This window comes from Martelella mediterranea (genome assembly GCF_004342225.1).
GTDB classification, from domain to species: Bacteria; Pseudomonadota; Alphaproteobacteria; order Rhizobiales; family Rhizobiaceae; genus Martelella; species Martelella mediterranea_B.
Genome location: NZ_SMAR01000034.1, coordinates 1 through 16,138 on the forward strand (window position 1 = coordinate 1; position 16,138 = coordinate 16,138).

Below are 16,138 nucleotides of genomic sequence, written 5' to 3' on the forward strand. Positions count from 1 at the left end.
CGCCAAACCCAAATCATTAACACACATTAACCAATCAATCAGCCCAACAAAACAGCAATACAATGAAATGAATGAAAAATGGGCAGGGGTTTATTCATAAGATCGGCAGACCAGCAACGACATCAAAGTGCCACTTTCAGCCGCGAAGGAATATTCTCGTTATATAATCTTCAATGGTCTCTGGTGGCGAGACGCCGGGCTCATTGACAGCTAAGACTATTCTGGGGCACTTAGAGGAACGCGCGCGGCGCTCTTTCCGACTACTTTATGCGTGACAGCAGGTTTATGAAGAACAAGAAAAATCCGGCACGCTCTTTTGGCAGGAAGACACCTATTGTTGTGGACGGTCGTCGGCCGCCAGCGCGGCGTGATGTTTCGTTGCGGTGGCTCACGGGTGCATGCCTGACCGGGCTGACGGGCACGGCCTTGATGGCGGTTGCTCTTTCAGCTGCGGTAGACGGTCGTCAGCGGCTTGCCATCCCGGCCTCCGCATTTGCCAGTGCGACCCCCGGTATCTCAGCCACTGATGATGATGCCGTCAGAGGAAAACGGCTGATCCCGACCACGGTGATCGCCAAACCTTCCAACAAACGTATCCTTCAGGTGCCGACGGTTGAGCGGCAGGATAATCGTGATGTCATTCACTACGAAGCCTTTTCGGAAGTGAAGATGGCGCTGGCTGCAAACTACGGCGCCACCCCGGACTACCCGGCCTTCGACCCCTTCGCGGTTTTCTCCACCGGCGAGACGCCCGACGGCGCGACCGGTTCAAATGACATGATCTATGGAACCGACGTTGTCGGAGAAGTCGAGCTCCAGACAGACGAATTTTCGCTGAATGGCAACACGCGGCCTTATGCGGGTGAACTGACAACGCAGCAGATCGAGGCCGCGATCCGTTCAAATGAAGCCGCTTTTCAAAACAGCATGGGCGAAGTGTCCATGCTCAGCTATGTCAACCCGGATCGTTTTGAAGCTGATACGGCTGTCGGCCCCTTCAATCCCGGGCTTACAGCCCAGATTGTTGATGAAAACGTCTCTGTCAGCGCGCTTCAGTCGGTTTTCACACAGGATTTCAACGATGATATCCTGCCGGTTCGCCAGCCCGTTGAAGCCGCGGCTTTACTGAAAGCAGCGGGCTATCCCGGAAGACAGGCTGACGAAATGAGTCGGCTTATTGACCAGGCAAGCGGTTCGGACATGCTGGAAGCCGGGGATGTCATACGGATTGGCCTGATGCGGATGGGCCGCAATGTTCGCGTGGTTCGAATAAGCCTTTACCGCGCCGGTGACCATGTGATGACAATGGCGCTGAACGATGAAGGACGCTTTGTGAAAGGTGTTGAGCCGGCCCTGTCGGAGGCCGTCGCCAATGCTTCAGCCGAAGATACAGACCTTCTGATCGGCATGACCAAGAAGCCCGTTCGGGTTTATGATGGCATCTACCGGGCAGCACTGAGCTACGGCCTGAATGAGCGCATGGCTGCTCAACTCGTATCGCTTCTGGCGAGCAAGGTTAATCTTCAGGCACAGGCCTCTCCGGATGATCAGCTCGATCTGTTCTTTTCCAATGCCGATGAAAACGGACAGGCGACCGAAACATCGGAACTGTTTTATATCGACGCACAGATCGGCGACCAGTCCTTCAGACTATACCGCTATCGTGATCCGAAAACCGGTGCGATTTCCTTTTATGACAGGGAAGGCAAAAGCATTCGCCGCTTCCTGCTGCGAAACCCCGTTCCCAATGGCAAGTTCACATCCGGCTTCGGAATGCGTCGCCACCCGGTATTGAAATACGCGCGGATGCACAGCGGTGTGGACTGGGCAGCCCCGACGGGCACGCCGATTATTGCCGCAGGTGACGGGGTTGTCGAAAAGGCAGGCTGGTCATCCAGCGGATACGGTAACCAGACAATCATCCGCCACGCCAATGGTTATGAAACCTCCTATAACCATCAGAGCAAGATTGCGCCCGGCGTGACAGAAGGTGCCCGTGTCAAACAGGGCCAGGTGATCGGTTACATCGGCGCAACAGGTCTCGTGACAGGTCCGCACCTTCACTACGAGATGATTGTGAACGGTACCAAAGTCGATCCGATGAAAATCAAGTTTCCAAATGCAGACGCGCTTTCCGGAGAGAATCTGGTCCAGTTTGAAAGCGAGCGAAAACGCATCGATGCTCTTTTGGGCAACAGCACGGAAACCAATATCGCTTCCAATGCGGCCAACAGATCATAAGCTAAATAGTTTTCGGGTCGGTTCAGCAGGTAACATGAAACACGAAAGCCCGCCGTTTCCGGCGGGCTTTGATCTTGTCTTCACCGCAAATCGGCCTTTTGAGGTCTCTTAAGCGGCCTGTTCCAGCCCGGCGCCGATGGAAAACAACAGCCGGTCAGAACCAGCACTGACCTTGATATGCGCGCCATCTGAGATATCACCAGCCAGAATTTTCTCTGCCAGCGGATCCTGCACGGATGTCTGGATTACCCGTTTCAACGGTCGTGCACCATAAGCCGGGTCATAACCCTTTTCGGCCAGCCATTCGCGTGCATCGGGCTTCAGCTCAAGCACAACCTTGCGGTCAGCCAGAAGCGCTTCGAGCCGCTGAAGCTGGATATCGACAATGGCACCCATGTCTTCGCGATGCAGACGATGGAACAGGATGATATCGTCAACCCGGTTCAAGAATTCCGGTCTGAACGACGCCCGGACAACTTCCATGACCTGTTCGCGAGCGACAGAGCTGTCTTCATCGTCACCGAGCTGGGTGAGGAATTCCGATCCCAGATTCGACGTCATGATGATGATCGTGTTCTTGAGATCGACGGTACGCCCCTGACCATCGGTCAGCCGTCCGTCATCAAGCACCTGCAAAAGCACGTTGAAGACATCCGGATGCGCCTTTTCGATCTCATCGAACAGGATAACCTGATATGGTCTGCGCCGCACAGCCTCAGTCAGAACACCACCTTCATCATAGCCGACATAGCCGGGCGGTGCGCCGATAAGCCGGGCTACGGAGTGTTTCTCCATATATTCCGACATATCCATCCGCACCATCGCCGAATCGTCATCGAACAGGAAGCGCGCCAGCGATTTGGTCAGTTCGGTTTTACCAACACCCGTCGGGCCTAAGAAAATGAACGAGCCAATCGGCCGGTTCGGATCCTGGAGGCCGGCACGGGCACGGCGGACGGACCTCGAAACCGATTGCACAGCCTCGCCCTGCCCGACAACCCATTTTGCCAGCTCATCTTCCATCCGCAGCAGCTTTTCGCGTTCACCTTCCAGCATGCTGTCGACCGGGATCCCGGTCCAACGGGAAATCACCTGGGCAATATTGTCCGGCGTTACCACCTCGTTGAGGATCGAATCCGTTACGGTATTGTCTTCAGCCTCAGCGTCTTGCAGTTCTTTTTCCAGCTTCGGGATCGAACCATAGGCCAGTTCACCGGCTTTCTGATACTCACCACTGCGCTGGGCAATCGCCAGCTCATTGCGGGCAGCATCCAGCTGCTTTTTCAGATCCGCAGCACGGTTGAGCTTGTTCTTTTCGGATTGCCACCGGGCTGTCAGCGTATCCGCCTCTTCTTCCAGTGAAACCAGTTCGGATTCGAGCTTTTCCAGCCGATCCTTGGAAGCACGGTCGGTTTCCTTCTTCAGTGCCTCACGCTCAATCTTCAGCTGAATGATGCGGCGATCCAGCTCGTCCAGCTCTTCCGGCTTGGAATCGACCTGCATACGGACGCGACTTGCTGCCTCGTCCATCAGGTCGATGGCCTTGTCGGGCAAGAACCGGTCCGTGATATAGCGGTTTGAAAGTGTGGCAGATGCAACAAGCGCGCTATCGGAAATGCGCACCTGATGATGCTGCTCATATTTCTCCTTCAACCCGCGCAGGATCGAAATCGTATCCTCAACCGTCGGCTCGTTCACCATCACGGGCTGGAAGCGGCGGGCAAGGGCTGCATCCTTTTCAACATGCTGGCGATACTCATCCAGCGTGGTTGCACCAACGCAGTGCAGTTCGCCACGCGCCAGTGCCGGTTTCAGCAGATTGGATGCATCCATCGCACCATCGGTTTTGCCAGCGCCGACCAGCGTGTGCATTTCGTCGATGAACAGGATGATGTTTCCGTTTTCGGACTGAACCTCATTCAGGACCGCTTTCAGCCGCTCTTCAAATTCCCCGCGGTACTTCGCCCCGGCGATCAGAGCGCCCATGTCCAGCGCCATCAGCTTTTTGTCTTTCAGGCTTTCCGGCACATCACCGTCAACAATGCGCAGAGCAAGACCTTCCGTGATCGCCGTTTTGCCGACGCCGGGCTCACCAATCAGAACCGGATTGTTTTTCGTACGGCGTGACAGCACCTGAATTGTACGGCGAATTTCATCGTCGCGGCCAATCACCGGATCCAGCTTGCCATCGCGAGCGTCCGCCGTCAGATCGCGCGCATATTTTTTCAGCGCATCATAGCCCTGTTCGGCATTGGCGCTGTCTGCGGTACGACCTTTGCGAATTTCATTGATAGCATCATTCAACCCGTTGGGCGTAACGCCAGCGCCTGAAAGCGACTTCGAAGTCGACGCGCTTTTCTCGATTGTCAGAGCCAGCAACAGGCGCTCAACGGTGACGAAGCTGTCACCAACCTTTTTGGCTGCATCTTCGGCCGTATTGAAAACCTTGGCGAGCGGCTGGGCCAGATAGATCTGCCCGTTACCACCGGTTACCTTCGGCAGTTTTGCAAGCGCAGCATCGTTGGCAAGGCGCGCTTTCGCAGCATCGCCTCCTGCATGGGCGATCAGCGAGGCCGCCATGCCTTCGCGGTCATCCAGTAAAACTTTCAGAACATGCTCTGGGCCGAACTGCTGATGGCCCTCACCGAGGGCATAGGTTTGAGCAGACTGCAGAAAGCCGCGAACCCGCTCCGAGTATTTTTCAAAATCCATAATTTGCCTCCATTCCTCACCCCGACCTTTGAAAGCGACGCGGCGATGATAAAGATCGGCCCCCTTGCTTGAGGCGAACCGCTACTGCTGCCACAGGCAACGTCATCGCTGCCTGCGCTTCAGTGATATGGGGAGGCTTTGAGACCGTTTAAAGATCGTCCGGGACGTTTTTGTTGCGATTTTGCAACAGCCGACAAACCCGCTGAGAATCAGACGTTAGCCCTTCAACTTCAGACACTTCAGGCCAATAATCATCAGCTATGTGCGAAGATATCGCTGTCTTCCCAGCCGAGCAGATCAAGCTTTGCCCGGGTTGGCAGGAAACTGAAGCAGGCACCGGCAAAGTCCATCCGGCCATCACGGATCAGGCGCTCCATCAGCTTATCGCGCAAAGCGTGAAGATAGAGCACATCGGAGGCCGCATAATTCAGCTGAGCTTCGGATAGTTCTTCCGCAGCCCAATCAGACGATTGCTGCGCCTTGGACACATCAACTTCGAGCATTTCGCGCAAATTATCTTTGAGTCCGTGCCGGTCCGTATAGGTTCGGGTCAGCTTCGAGGCAATCTTGGTGCAGAAGACATTTTCCGTGGTCACGCCGAAGGTGTGAAACAGAACAGCGATATCGAACCGGCCAAAATGAAAGATCTTCTGCCGCGCAGGATCGGCCAGCATGGCAACGAGATTCGGCGCCTCTTTCTGGCCAGCGCTGATCTGTATCACATCGGCGGAACCATCACCGGGGGAAAGCTGCACAACGCAAAGCCTGTCGCGACGCGGAACAAGGCCAAGTGTTTCAGTGTCGATCGCAATGGCACCTGTATAACGGGCGGCATCTTCGGCGGAAATATCGTTCTTGTGAACGCGGATTGCTGCAGTCATCCGTCTCTTCTCCGGAATTTCTTCTTGCGTTTTGTTGGTGCGCGTCATAGCGGATTGCACCGCAATGCGATACCTAAAACGTGAACTGGCGAGCAACAGCCGCCGAATTCAGGCAGGAAACCCGAAACAGAAGCGAAGGAGAAAATGTGAGAATTCCCGTTCGCGCACTCTGGCGGCGCCATCGCCCGCTTTGCATTGCATTTCTGATCACGGCCCTTGTCGCACTGATTTTCGCGGCCCGCTTCATACTGATCGTGTTTTATTGGCACAATCCGGAAAACCGTGACGTTGACCTGAGAGGCTGGATGACACTTGGTCACGTTTCGATGGTGTATGACATTCCAACGCCGGACCTTTCCGAGGCACTGGGCATGCTTCCCGAAGTCGACCGCCGCCTGACGCTGCACCAGATTGCCAGACTTAAGGGCATCTCCGTGACCGAGCTGGAAAATCAGGTCGAAGAGGCACTGATCGCGCACGAAAAGGCGGAGACGGAACCTGATGAGTGAACAGTTCCTCGCTCTGATACCGGTTTACGGCACGCCGGTGATTGCGCTGACCGTCTTTCTGGCCTGCTGCGGCATTCCGCTGCCAGCCGCCGTAATGATGCTGCTCGGCGGCTCTCTGGTCGCCACCGGCGACATTCCCCTCTGGGCACTGTTCCCGGCATGTTTTGCAGCCGCCTGCAGCGGCGATCAGTTCGGCTACTGGCTGGGCCGCCTGCGCGGAACCGAAGTGGTGGAGCGGCTTGCAAACCGGGGGCCCAAGCAGCGCCGGCTCATTGACCGGGCACGCGCATTTCTGGATCGTAGAGGTGTGATCGCCATTTTTCTGACGCGCTGGCTGCTGGCCATGATCGGCCCCTACGTCAACCCGGTTGCCGGCGCTGCCGGCATGCGCTGGAAAAGCTTTGTCAGCGCCGCGGTTCCAGGACAGGTGCTCTGGGTCGGTGGTTATACGCTTCTCGGCTACACATTTTCACAGAACATCATCGCCGTTGCCCAGATCGCCGGAAATGCCAGCGTCTTCCTCGCAGCAGGCTTTATCGCGCTCATTCTGGGCCGCCGTCTGCTTAAAATTCTGCTGCGTATTCTGCATAAAGACCGCCCACGCTTTATCAAACCCCGCAGCCGCTACTGAGTGCCGCACACCAGCCGCCTGCCCTTGCTTGACAGCGCAACCTGAGCGGAACATCTTTCATAACTGAATTTCAGTTCCTCCCCCCGCTTCGCGCGAAAGCCTCTCATGAACGAAATCGTTAACAGCGTCCTGCCTCTTTTCGTGCTGATCCTCATCGGTTGGGCGGTTGTCAAACTCAACTATTTCAAGGCGGAACATGCGGGAGTTCTGACCAGCTTTGTCTTCAAGATTGCGCTTCCGGTCCTTTTGATGCGCACGGTTGCCGTGGCTGATTTTCACGATGCCCAGCCGCTGAAGATCTGGCTCACCTATTTTTGCGGCGTGGCCATCGCCTGGACAAGCGCCGCCCTGATCGCCCGGCATTTCTTTCACCGGGATCGCGCATCTGCTGTGATCATCGGTCTTTCCGGGACGTTCGCCAATGCAGCATTTATCGGCATTCCGCTGATCAGCCATATCGTCGGCGAAAATGGTCTGATCGTGCTGTCACTGATCCTTGCCATTCATATGCCGGTGATGATGGTTACCGGCACCGTTCTGGTGGAGCACGCCAAGGCACAGGAAGGCGGCGCCATGAGCAACCCGCGTAAAGTGGCGATGACCGTGCTTTATAATCTGGTTTCCAGTCCGCTGGTGATCGGGCTTTTCATCGGCGCTATGCTGCACGTCATTAATGTTCAGCTTGGCGGCCCGCCTGCCGTTGTCATCAACATGATTGCCAGCATGGCGGCACCCGTTGCCCTGATCTCCATCGGCATGACGCTGACACAATATAAGATTGCAGGCAATGTCGGCCTGTTCAGCGTGGTATCAGCCATCAAGCTCTTATTTCTACCCGCCATGGTCTTTGCGCTGGCCCATCTCTTTCGCCTGTCCGATGTGGCAACGGCGACGCTGGTTTTAACCGGCGCGACACCGGCTGGTGTCAACGCTTTCGTGCTGGCCAATCAGTTCGGCACCGGCAAAAACATCGCTGCCTCGACAATCACGCTGACCACGGCACTTGGTGTTCTCACCGTCAGCTTCTGGGTGTTTGTGCTCGGATACTGAACAGGTCTCCGATCATTCAGATTGTGAAGCCGCGTCTGTTTGCGAAGCAGAGCCACCATCTTCAGACGCGTCGTCGCCCCCCTCACCCGGTGCCTCTTCATTCGGTTTGCCGGCATCCGCAGGCTCACCTGAAGCGGCATCTGTCTGCTCAGCAGGCGTTGTTTCGTCACCTTCGGGCGTTGTTGCGGTGCCACTGGCATCTGCCGTTTTTTCAGGCTCCGGTTCCGGGAAAGGCACAGGATCGTTCGACATCGTGCTCAGATAGGCAATCAGATCAGCGCGGTCCTCATCATCGGAAAGGCCGGCAAAGCCCATCGCCGTGCCGGGGACATCCTTTTTCGGCGCTTTGATGAAGGCATCAAGATTCTCATAGGTCCATAATGTCTCGCCGCCATTGGCGTATTCCTTCATGGCAGCGGAGTAGGAAAAGCCTTCATGAGAGGCCACCGGCCGGTTCACGATATCCCAGAGATTCGGACCGACCTTGTTGGGACCGCCTTCGGTATCGGTGTGACAGGCCTGACAGCGTTTAAAAACACGCGTCCCCGCATCCGCACTGGCATTTGCCAGAAGCACTGCAATCGGTGTTTCCTGCTTTTCAACGGGCTTGCCGGATGCAGGCTCCTCCGGCACTGCAATCGCATAGCCCTCTTTTTCCGGCAATCTCGGATCAAAAACCGCTTCAGAAACGAACGAAACCGTCATCAGGACAAAGATTGTCCCTAACAGCGACGCCAGGACCATATTGAGATTGAATTTCATTGCGTTGCAGCTCCCCTTCCGCCCGGCCTCTCCACCAGACCACCTTGCAATCCAAAAGAACCTATGTCTTTTGATGCTCTGATGCAACGGCGCGGGTCTCCGCGCCCCGACCGTTTTCAATTGTATGCGCAGATTGATAAAGAGCAAGACAGTGAAACACCACTCCTCCGACGAAACCATCATTCTCATACCCGCCCGCATGGCCTCGACCCGCCTGCCGGACAAACCGCTGGCCGATATCGCGGGCAAGCCGATGATTGTGCAGGTTGCAGACCGGGCCCGTGAAGCCGGGATGGGCCGGATTGTGGTCGCTGTCGATGATGACCGGGTTTATGAAGCCGTGGCAAACGCCGGTTATGAAGTGGTGATGACCGGACAGCAGCATCAATCCGGTTCTGACCGAATCTATGAAGCGCTCAGGAAAGTCGATCCCGAAGGCAAGGCAAAAGCGGTTATCAATGTTCAGGGCGATCTTCCGACGATTGATCCGCGCATCATTCAGGCGGCATTGAGACCGCTTGAAAACCGCGCCGTCGACATCGCAACACTTGCCGTCGAAATCAAGGAGGAAGCTGACAAGACCGCATCACAGGTGGTGAAGGTCGTCGGAGCCCCGATCGGCGCAACCCGGCTTCGCTCCCTTTACTTTACACGGGCAACGGCACCATGGGGCGATGGCCCGCTTTATCATCATGTCGGGCTTTATGTTTACCGTCGCGAAGCGCTGGAGCGCTTCGTTTCTCTGCCGCGCTCGTTTCTCGAAGAGCGCGAGCGGCTGGAGCAGTTGCGCGCGCTCGAACATGGCATGCGGATCGATGTCGAAATCGTCAACGATGTGCCGCTGGGTGTTGATACACCGGAAGACCTGGAAAAGGCCCGTCGGATTCTGGAAGGCCGGAAGGAACAGTCATGATCATGAAAACCAACCGCATCGCCTTTCAGGGTGAGTTTGGTGCCAATTCCGATATGGCCTGCCGCGATGTTTATCCGGATATGGAACCGTTGCCGTGCAAGACCTTCGAGGATGCGTTTCTGGCGGTCGAAAACGGCGATGCCGATCTGGCGATGATACCGATTGAAAACACGCTGGCCGGACGCGTGGCCGATATCCATTACCAGCTTCCTGATTCGCGGCTTTACATTACCGGCGAATATTTCATGCCGATCCGTTTTCAGCTGATGGCACTGCCGGGAACAAAGCTGGAAGACATCAAAACGGTCCACAGCCACATCCATGCACTCGGCCAGTGCCGCAAGATCATCCGCCGGAACAAGTGGAACCCGGTTATTGCCGGTGATACGGCAGGTGCCGCTATGCTGGTGAGGGAAAAGGGCGATAAATCCATGGCTGCGCTCGCGCCGAAGCTTGCCGCCTCGCTCTACGAGCTCGACATCCTGGCGGAAAATGTTGAAGACTCAGAGAACAATGTCACCCGTTTTGTTGTGCTTTCCGACAAGGAAAAGCACGCTCCGATGAACGGACCGGACAAGACGATTGTGACCACCTTCATCTTCAACGTTCGCAACATCCCGGCAGCCCTTTACAAGGCGCTTGGGGGCTTTGCCACCAATGGCATCAATATGACCAAGCTGGAAAGTTATCAGATCGGTGGCAAATTCATTGCCACACAGTTTTATGCCGATATCGAAGGCCATCCGGACGAGCCTGCTGTTGCCCGGGCGCTTGAGGAACTGGAATTCTTCTCTGAAAAGGTGCGGATTCTGGGTGTTTATGAAGGCCACCCCATGCGCCGTACACTTCAGGCGATGCCCGGAATTTAGAGCATTTCGCAATCAGATGCGAAACATCTGACTGCGATTTTCTAAAGTGCAGTGCCTTCGCCAACCAACTTTTATTTGTCCGGCTCGCACACACGAATGCGGTGACCATCCGGATCGGCAATCACAAATGTCGGCCCGAACGGCGCCGTCGCAAGCGGCTGAAGGATGATATAACCATCGGCTTCGGCCTGACGGTAAAACGCAGCCACGCCACCCGGTGCATCCATCATCACACCGATTTCAGAAACGCCGGGACCACCTTCTGCTTCCGGTTTGGCTGTTGCCTTTCGCCAGAGACCGAGCATCAGCCCGCCCGGCATATGGAAAGCAATAAAGCCTTCCGATAAAACATTCGGCTGAAGGCCCAGAAGAGCCTGATAAAAGATTGCACTCTTTTGCACATCATCGACGTACAGAACAATCAGATTGACTGGCTTCATAGACATGAAACGCTCCTTCTGTTGTAAGACGGGAGCATTTTGAGCCAGGACAGTGACAGTTTCTGTCAGCAGTGTTTTTTAAGGCAGCGTTTTGCGCCAGTTATGCAAAAGAACTGACCGGCGCTCAGGGTAGCGTTGATCGCTGACGGTCAGCCCCGCAATCCGGTCAGTTCGAAAATGCCGGAAACCGTCGCGCATTTCACACCATGCAACTACGACCCGTACACGCTCGAAATAGGCCAGTCCAATCGGCCATATAACTCGGCGGCTGGCACGGGCATTTTCATCCCGGTAGTCGAGTTCGACTTTGAGGCTATCTCGAATGGCACCGCGCAAAACCCCGATATCAGCTGTTTCAGGCGCAATATCCCGAGGGCCGATAATCAGAGCCGTCTGATCAAGCATATCCGACAAGTGCTCAGGCAGAATGCTGGCAATCTTCGTCAGTGCCTGCGATGCGGCGGCTGAAAGCTTTTCATCTGTTGATCGCTCGACCCAGCGCGATCCCAGCACCAGCGCCTCGATTTCTTCTGCTGAAAACATCATTGGCGGCAACAGAAAGCCGGGGCGCAAGACATAGCCGATACCGGCTTCGCCCTCGATCGCCGCTCCCTGAGCGCGCAAACTGGCGATGTCGCGATAAAGTGTGCGCAAGCTGACATTGAGCAGATCAGCAAGTTTCTCGCCGGAAACCGGATAGCGATGACCGCGTAAAAGCTGCAACAGGGCGAGAAGACGCTCTGAGCGCGTTCCAGACATGCGGGTCAGTCTCCGCGTGGCCAGTCGACGAAATCACGCATCAGCCGGTAGGCAATGGCGCCTTCCGGTGGTGCCGTGACATAGCTATGGCGACCATCCAGAACATCTGCAAGTTCCTGCCGTGAAAACCAGCGACAATCATCAAGCTCAAGATCATCGCGGCTGACCTCAAAGCTCTCTGCCTTTCCGTAACAACCAAGCATCAGCATATGCGGCATCGGCCAGGGCTGCGAGGCATAATAGCGCACGGCCCCGACGCGAATGGCGGATTCTTCCATCACCTCACGGCGCACGGCATCTTCAAGCGTTTCACCGGGTTCCAGAAAACCGGCAAGGCATGAATACATGCCCTCACGGAAATGCGGGCTTCGGCCCAGCAAACAGCGATCCTTGTCCTCATCCACCACCAGCATGATCGCGACCGGATCAGTGCGGGGAAACATCATATGCCCACAGGCCGTGCACTGGCGGCGAAAGCCACCGGCAGCCCCTTCTGTCTTTCCGCCGCACACACCGCAGAAGCGGTGATTGCGGGTCCAGGCATTCAGGCTGACCGCCAATGCAAACGCGCCCAGCGTTTCGCCATCCATCAGCCCCTCGCTATAGACAGCCCGCGCACTTGCCGCTTTCAGATGTGCAGGCAATGCCTCCGGGTTCAGTCCGACATCAATCGCCAGAAGCGGCGCACCACCGGGCTCATGACCGATCAGAACAGCGCTTTCACGATCAGGCGAAAGTTCAAGAACTTCGTAGCGTGCGAAGAAAGGGTCCAGCACCTGACGCTCATGCTTGAAGATAAACTGACCGCCAGCGAATACAAAAAAACGGGCATCAGGAGAACGCGCGGCCTTAATCAGTGCATCATCGTCACGATGCTCAGAATCCCGGATGATACGGCAACCTGCAAAAGCGGTGAGCCCGCTTGGGTCGTCAAACGGACCGAAATGGTCAAACATGGATTTCATTGGTCTGACATAGCCTCAGTGATTTTCACAGCGAGCATCTTCATTGTGTCGCCGGTGTGGAAGACCGGCTCACCATAGCCCCAGATCGGACCGGGCCAGTTGGGGTCGCCGCTGAATCGGGCAACAATATGTACATGAAGCTGGCGGACCTGATTGCCGATCATGGCAATATTGATTTTCTCAGCACCGGTGACACCCTTGAGCGCTTTCGCCGCTTCGTTTACCTCAAAGGTCAGCATGGTCTGATCCAGTGGCGCCAGCTCAAACACCTCGGTCACGTCTGCACGTCGCGGCACTGCAATCAGCCACGGCCAGCGCCCGTCTTTCATCAGGCGCAACTGGGTCAGGCCCAGATTGGCGAGGCAGATGCTGTCACGTTCCAGCCTCTCATCGAGGGTAAATTCCTGCATGGCGCGTATGCTTCCCGGTTTTAAAAAGCGTTTCCGTTTTTATTGTTCATGCATCCGGCATGACCCATCCATAATAAAGATGGCACAATAACAATAAACGTAAACGCTTCGCGACTACGCTGAAAGACAATCGGGCGTCATTCTGAGTTTTTTTCGGTCCTGCGCTTGCATTCAATATTCAAATTGACGATATGTGCGCTTGGGAGGTTGGTGGTGGACGCGCCACTCGCCAACCGGGTCAGGTCCGGAAGGAAGCAGCCCTAACGAGCCCGGCACGGGTCATCGTGCCAGCCTCCCACCCTTCGTTTCTATGAAAGCCGTGCTGGAGATGGAATGAGCATTGAGAGTGTAAGGGAACACTTGAACCAGTCGGCGCCGGACCTCGTCATCATTGAAACAGAAGCCAGCAGCGCCACTGTTGAAGAGGCTGCAGCTGCTCATAATGTCGACCCGGCCCAAATCGCAAAAACGCTCTCATTTGCTGTAAAAGATCGTATTTTACTTCTGGTTGCCCGTGGCGACGCCCGTCTCGATAACAAAAAGGCCAAGGCCTTTTTCGGCGGCAAGGTCAAGATGTTATCGCTGAATGAGGTTGAGACGGTCACAGGGCATCCCGTCGGCGGCGTATGTCCGTTCGGACTTGCAAGCGACATTCCTGTTTATTGCGATGAAAGCCTGAAGGCTTTTGATGAAGTTGTACCGGCAGCAGGCGCCCGCAATGCGGCGGTTCGCATATCTCCTTCACACATGGCTGAAATTACCGGTGCTCAGTGGGTTGATGTCTGCCAGCAGCCAGCCGGCTGACACAGCGAGGTTCAGGAAATCAAAAAATCCTGTGCATTTCGCCAAAACTTCTGCAAGACTGAGACCCTGTTTGTGACTCCGGCCCAAAGGATCGAATATCCTCGCTGCCTGCCCGGAAACGACCTTCATCTGCGGGCCGAGCAGAAAGCGACATGAGTGGCAATGGACAAGACAATATCCGACACACAGGCTGAAACGCCGGAAAAGACGGAACAGGGCTATCGCGTGCTCGCACGCAAATACCGCCCGAAAGATTTCTCCGACCTGATGGTCGGTCAGGAACCGATGGTCCGCACGCTCACCAATGCGTTCGAAACCGGGCGAATTGCACAGGCCTATATGCTGACTGGTGTGCGCGGGGTTGGCAAAACCACCACCGCGCGCATTCTGGCGCGTGGGCTGAACTATAAAACTGACACGGTCGACAAGCCGACCATCGACCTGAAAGAAATGGGCGAGCATTGTCAGGCGATCATGGAAGGGCGCCATGTTGACGTCATTGAGATGGATGCGGCCTCGCATACCGGTATCGATGACATCCGCGAGATCATCGATCAGGTTCGCTATCGTCCATCGCAGGCACGCTATAAAGTCTACATCATTGACGAGGTGCATATGCTCTCCACGCAGGCCTTTAACGGCCTGTTGAAAACGCTGGAAGAGCCACCGGAACATGTGAAGTTCATCTTCGCCACGACAGAAATCCGCAAAGTGCCGATCACGGTGCTGTCACGCTGCCAGCGCTTTGATCTGCGCCGTATTCCGGCTGCCGACCTCGTCCGGCTATTCACAACGATCTCCGCCAAGGAAGGCGTCGAAATCGAAGAAGACGCTGTGTCGATGATTGCCCGCGCGGCAGAAGGCTCGGCGCGTGACGGACTTTCACTGCTGGATCAGGCGATTTCCCATGGCAACGGTAAGGTTGAAGCCGATGCTGTGCGCGCCATGCTCGGTCTTGCCGACCGTGCCCGCATTGTCGACCTGTTCGGTCATATCGTCAACGGCGATGTCGCCGCTGCCCTTAACGAGTTTCAGTCACAATACGAAGCCGGAGCCAATCCCGTTGTCGTACTGACCGACCTGGCAGACTTCACCCATCTTGTCACAAGGTTGAAATTCGTCACGGACGGTGCGGAAGACGTTTCGCTGAGCGAGATTGAACGAACGCAAGGTGCAGAATACGCCCAGAACATTGCTGTTTCAGTGCTTTCCCGCATCTGGCAGATGCTGCTGAAGGGTATCCCCGAGGCTGAAAATGCCGCCAGGCCTTATGGTGCTGCCGAAATGGTGCTGATCCGCCTGGCCCACGCCGCAAGCCTGCCTTCACCGGAAGATGCGGCACGCCGCCTGATGGAACTGGAAAGTGGCGAAGCCGCATCGCCGTCAGCTCCGGCTTCACCCTCAGCACCGGCGGCTTCGCAGGCAAGAGCAACCCCTTCAGCATCTCAACCAGCATCAACCGCAGCCGCGCCATCGCAGCAAACGACGGCATCGTCTGCACCGCAGCCGCAACGTTCGGCAACGGTTACTATGCTGCGTCCACAATCGGCAGAGGCACGCGCGCCTGAGGAAGCCGCGCCGGATGCAGACACTGCAGCCGAGGCGGCGCAGAATGAAGCTGAACCTGTCAGCGAAGCGGTCGCAGAGCCGGAGCCGATACCAGCAGAACAGATACAGACGAAAGCGGACGCAGCGGCAGTTTCGTCTTCGAAAATCAAATCTTTGCGCGACATTACCGATCTTTGCAGCCAGCACCGGGCGATCAAGTTACGGGCTGAAATCCGCAACTTCGTGCATCTGGTGCGTCTGAAGCCGGGCACTGACGGCGAAAGCGGCCAGATTGAAATACGTCTTGAGCCCGGCGCGCCCCGTTCACTTTCTCAGGAGCTTGGGCCAAAGCTGAAGGAATGGACCGACGAGAAATGGGTCGTCGTCTTAAGCAGTGAGGCCGGGGAGCCAACGCTTCTGGAATCAGAGGCCGCCGAGCGGGCTCAGCTTTTCCGCGACGCCAGCGAAACACCTGAAATCATCGCGATCATGAAGATGTTCCCCGGTGCCCGGATTACCGATGTGCGGGTTCGCGCCGATGAAACACCCGAAACCGGAGAGACAGAAGACGCGCCCGATGCAGCCATCAACGATGACGGCGATGTGCTGCCCGGCGATGACCTCGATGAAGAGTTTTAAGAAAA

General features: G+C 56.0%; 15 protein-coding genes and 1 other RNA gene. 9 read left to right on the forward strand and 7 right to left on the reverse strand.

All coding sequences use genetic code 11. From position 1 onward, the window contains the following. The first annotated feature begins 285 nt into the window (after positions 1-285). The gene (locus tag EDC90_RS16755; protein ID WP_132313708.1) at positions 286-2,241 is read left to right on the forward strand and encodes a M23 family metallopeptidase; all 1,956 of its coding nucleotides are present in this window, start codon (positions 286-288) and stop codon (positions 2,239-2,241) included. Between the two features lie 108 nt (positions 2,242-2,349). Here the strand turns inward: EDC90_RS16755 and clpB are convergent, their stop codons facing one another. Further along, positions 2,350-4,953 (reverse strand): ATP-dependent chaperone ClpB, encoded by a 2,604-nt coding sequence (gene clpB / locus EDC90_RS16760; RefSeq protein ID WP_132313709.1) that lies wholly within the window; start codon positions 4,951-4,953, stop codon positions 2,350-2,352. A 254-nt stretch (positions 4,954-5,207) separates the two neighbouring features. Then, positions 5,208-5,834: a ribonuclease D gene (locus EDC90_RS16765; RefSeq protein ID WP_132313710.1), complete on the reverse strand. Its 627-nt coding sequence runs from the start codon at positions 5,832-5,834 to the stop codon at positions 5,208-5,210. 146 nt (positions 5,835-5,980) lie between these two features. On the opposite strand from EDC90_RS16765, the gene EDC90_RS16770 reads away from it, so the two are divergent. The 3 genes from EDC90_RS16770 to EDC90_RS16780 all read left to right on the forward strand — a co-directional run bounded on the left by EDC90_RS16770 (position 5,981) and on the right by EDC90_RS16780 (position 8,024). Continuing rightward, positions 5,981-6,343 carry a hypothetical protein gene (locus tag EDC90_RS16770; protein WP_132313711.1) on the forward strand — a complete coding sequence of 121 codons (363 nt, stop codon included), beginning with the start codon at positions 5,981-5,983 and terminating at the stop codon, positions 6,341-6,343. After that, positions 6,336-6,974 carry a DedA family protein gene (locus EDC90_RS16775; protein ID WP_132313712.1) on the forward strand — a complete coding sequence of 213 codons (639 nt, stop codon included), beginning with the start codon at positions 6,336-6,338 and terminating at the stop codon, positions 6,972-6,974. Before EDC90_RS16770 ends, EDC90_RS16775 begins: the two co-directional genes overlap by 8 nt. Before the next feature lie 105 nt (positions 6,975-7,079). Further along, a complete protein-coding gene (locus EDC90_RS16780) occupies positions 7,080-8,024 on the forward strand; it encodes an AEC family transporter (RefSeq protein ID WP_132313713.1) in 945 nt (314 codons plus the stop codon). 12 nt (positions 8,025-8,036) lie between these two features. Here EDC90_RS16780 and EDC90_RS16785 read toward each other — a convergent pair whose 3' ends face one another. After that, positions 8,037-8,786, reverse strand: a complete 750-nt coding sequence (locus EDC90_RS16785) for a c-type cytochrome (protein ID WP_132313714.1) — start codon at positions 8,784-8,786, stop codon at positions 8,037-8,039. A 151-nt stretch (positions 8,787-8,937) separates the two neighbouring features. Here EDC90_RS16785 and EDC90_RS16790 point away from each other — a divergent pair, with 151 nt between their 5' ends. After that, entirely contained in the window at positions 8,938-9,699 is a 762-nt protein-coding gene (locus tag EDC90_RS16790; RefSeq protein WP_165972876.1) for a 3-deoxy-manno-octulosonate cytidylyltransferase, read from the forward strand. Further along, the gene (locus tag EDC90_RS16795; RefSeq protein ID WP_132313716.1) at positions 9,696-10,568 is read left to right on the forward strand and encodes a prephenate dehydratase; all 873 of its coding nucleotides are present in this window, start codon (positions 9,696-9,698) and stop codon (positions 10,566-10,568) included. The genes EDC90_RS16790 and EDC90_RS16795 overlap by 4 nt, the downstream gene beginning before the upstream one ends. A gap of 71 nt (positions 10,569-10,639) precedes the next feature. On the opposite strand, the gene EDC90_RS16800 is transcribed toward EDC90_RS16795, so the two are convergent. The 4 genes from EDC90_RS16800 to EDC90_RS16815 all read right to left on the reverse strand — a co-directional run bounded on the left by EDC90_RS16800 (position 10,640) and on the right by EDC90_RS16815 (position 13,142). Next, a complete protein-coding gene (locus tag EDC90_RS16800) occupies positions 10,640-11,014 on the reverse strand; it encodes a VOC family protein (RefSeq protein ID WP_132313717.1) in 375 nt (124 codons plus the stop codon). Between the two features lie 72 nt (positions 11,015-11,086). Then, positions 11,087-11,767, reverse strand: coding sequence for a helix-turn-helix transcriptional regulator (locus EDC90_RS16805; protein WP_132313718.1), 681 nt, complete (start codon positions 11,765-11,767; stop codon positions 11,087-11,089). A gap of 5 nt (positions 11,768-11,772) precedes the next feature. Then, positions 11,773-12,732 (reverse strand): NAD(+) diphosphatase, encoded by a 960-nt coding sequence (gene nudC, locus EDC90_RS16810; RefSeq protein WP_132313719.1) that lies wholly within the window; start codon positions 12,730-12,732, stop codon positions 11,773-11,775. Further along, complete coding sequence (locus EDC90_RS16815) at positions 12,729-13,142, reverse strand: HIT family protein (RefSeq protein WP_132313720.1); 414 nt, start codon at positions 13,140-13,142, stop codon at positions 12,729-12,731. Before EDC90_RS16815 ends, nudC begins: the two co-directional genes overlap by 4 nt. Positions 13,143-13,344: 202 nt before the next feature. Between EDC90_RS16815 and ffs the strand changes: the two genes are divergently transcribed. The 3 genes from ffs (at position 13,345) to EDC90_RS16830 (ending at position 16,133) form a co-directional block, all read left to right on the forward strand. Beyond that, an RNA gene (gene ffs, locus EDC90_RS16820) (signal recognition particle sRNA small type) lies at positions 13,345-13,441 on the forward strand. A gap of 34 nt (positions 13,442-13,475) precedes the next feature. Further along, positions 13,476-13,946 carry a YbaK/EbsC family protein gene (locus EDC90_RS16825; RefSeq protein ID WP_132313721.1) on the forward strand — a complete coding sequence of 157 codons (471 nt, stop codon included), beginning with the start codon at positions 13,476-13,478 and terminating at the stop codon, positions 13,944-13,946. 162 nt (positions 13,947-14,108) lie between these two features. Further along, complete coding sequence (locus EDC90_RS16830) at positions 14,109-16,133, forward strand: DNA polymerase III subunit gamma/tau (RefSeq protein ID WP_132313722.1); 2,025 nt, start codon at positions 14,109-14,111, stop codon at positions 16,131-16,133. The last annotated feature ends 5 nt before the right edge of the window (positions 16,134-16,138 follow it).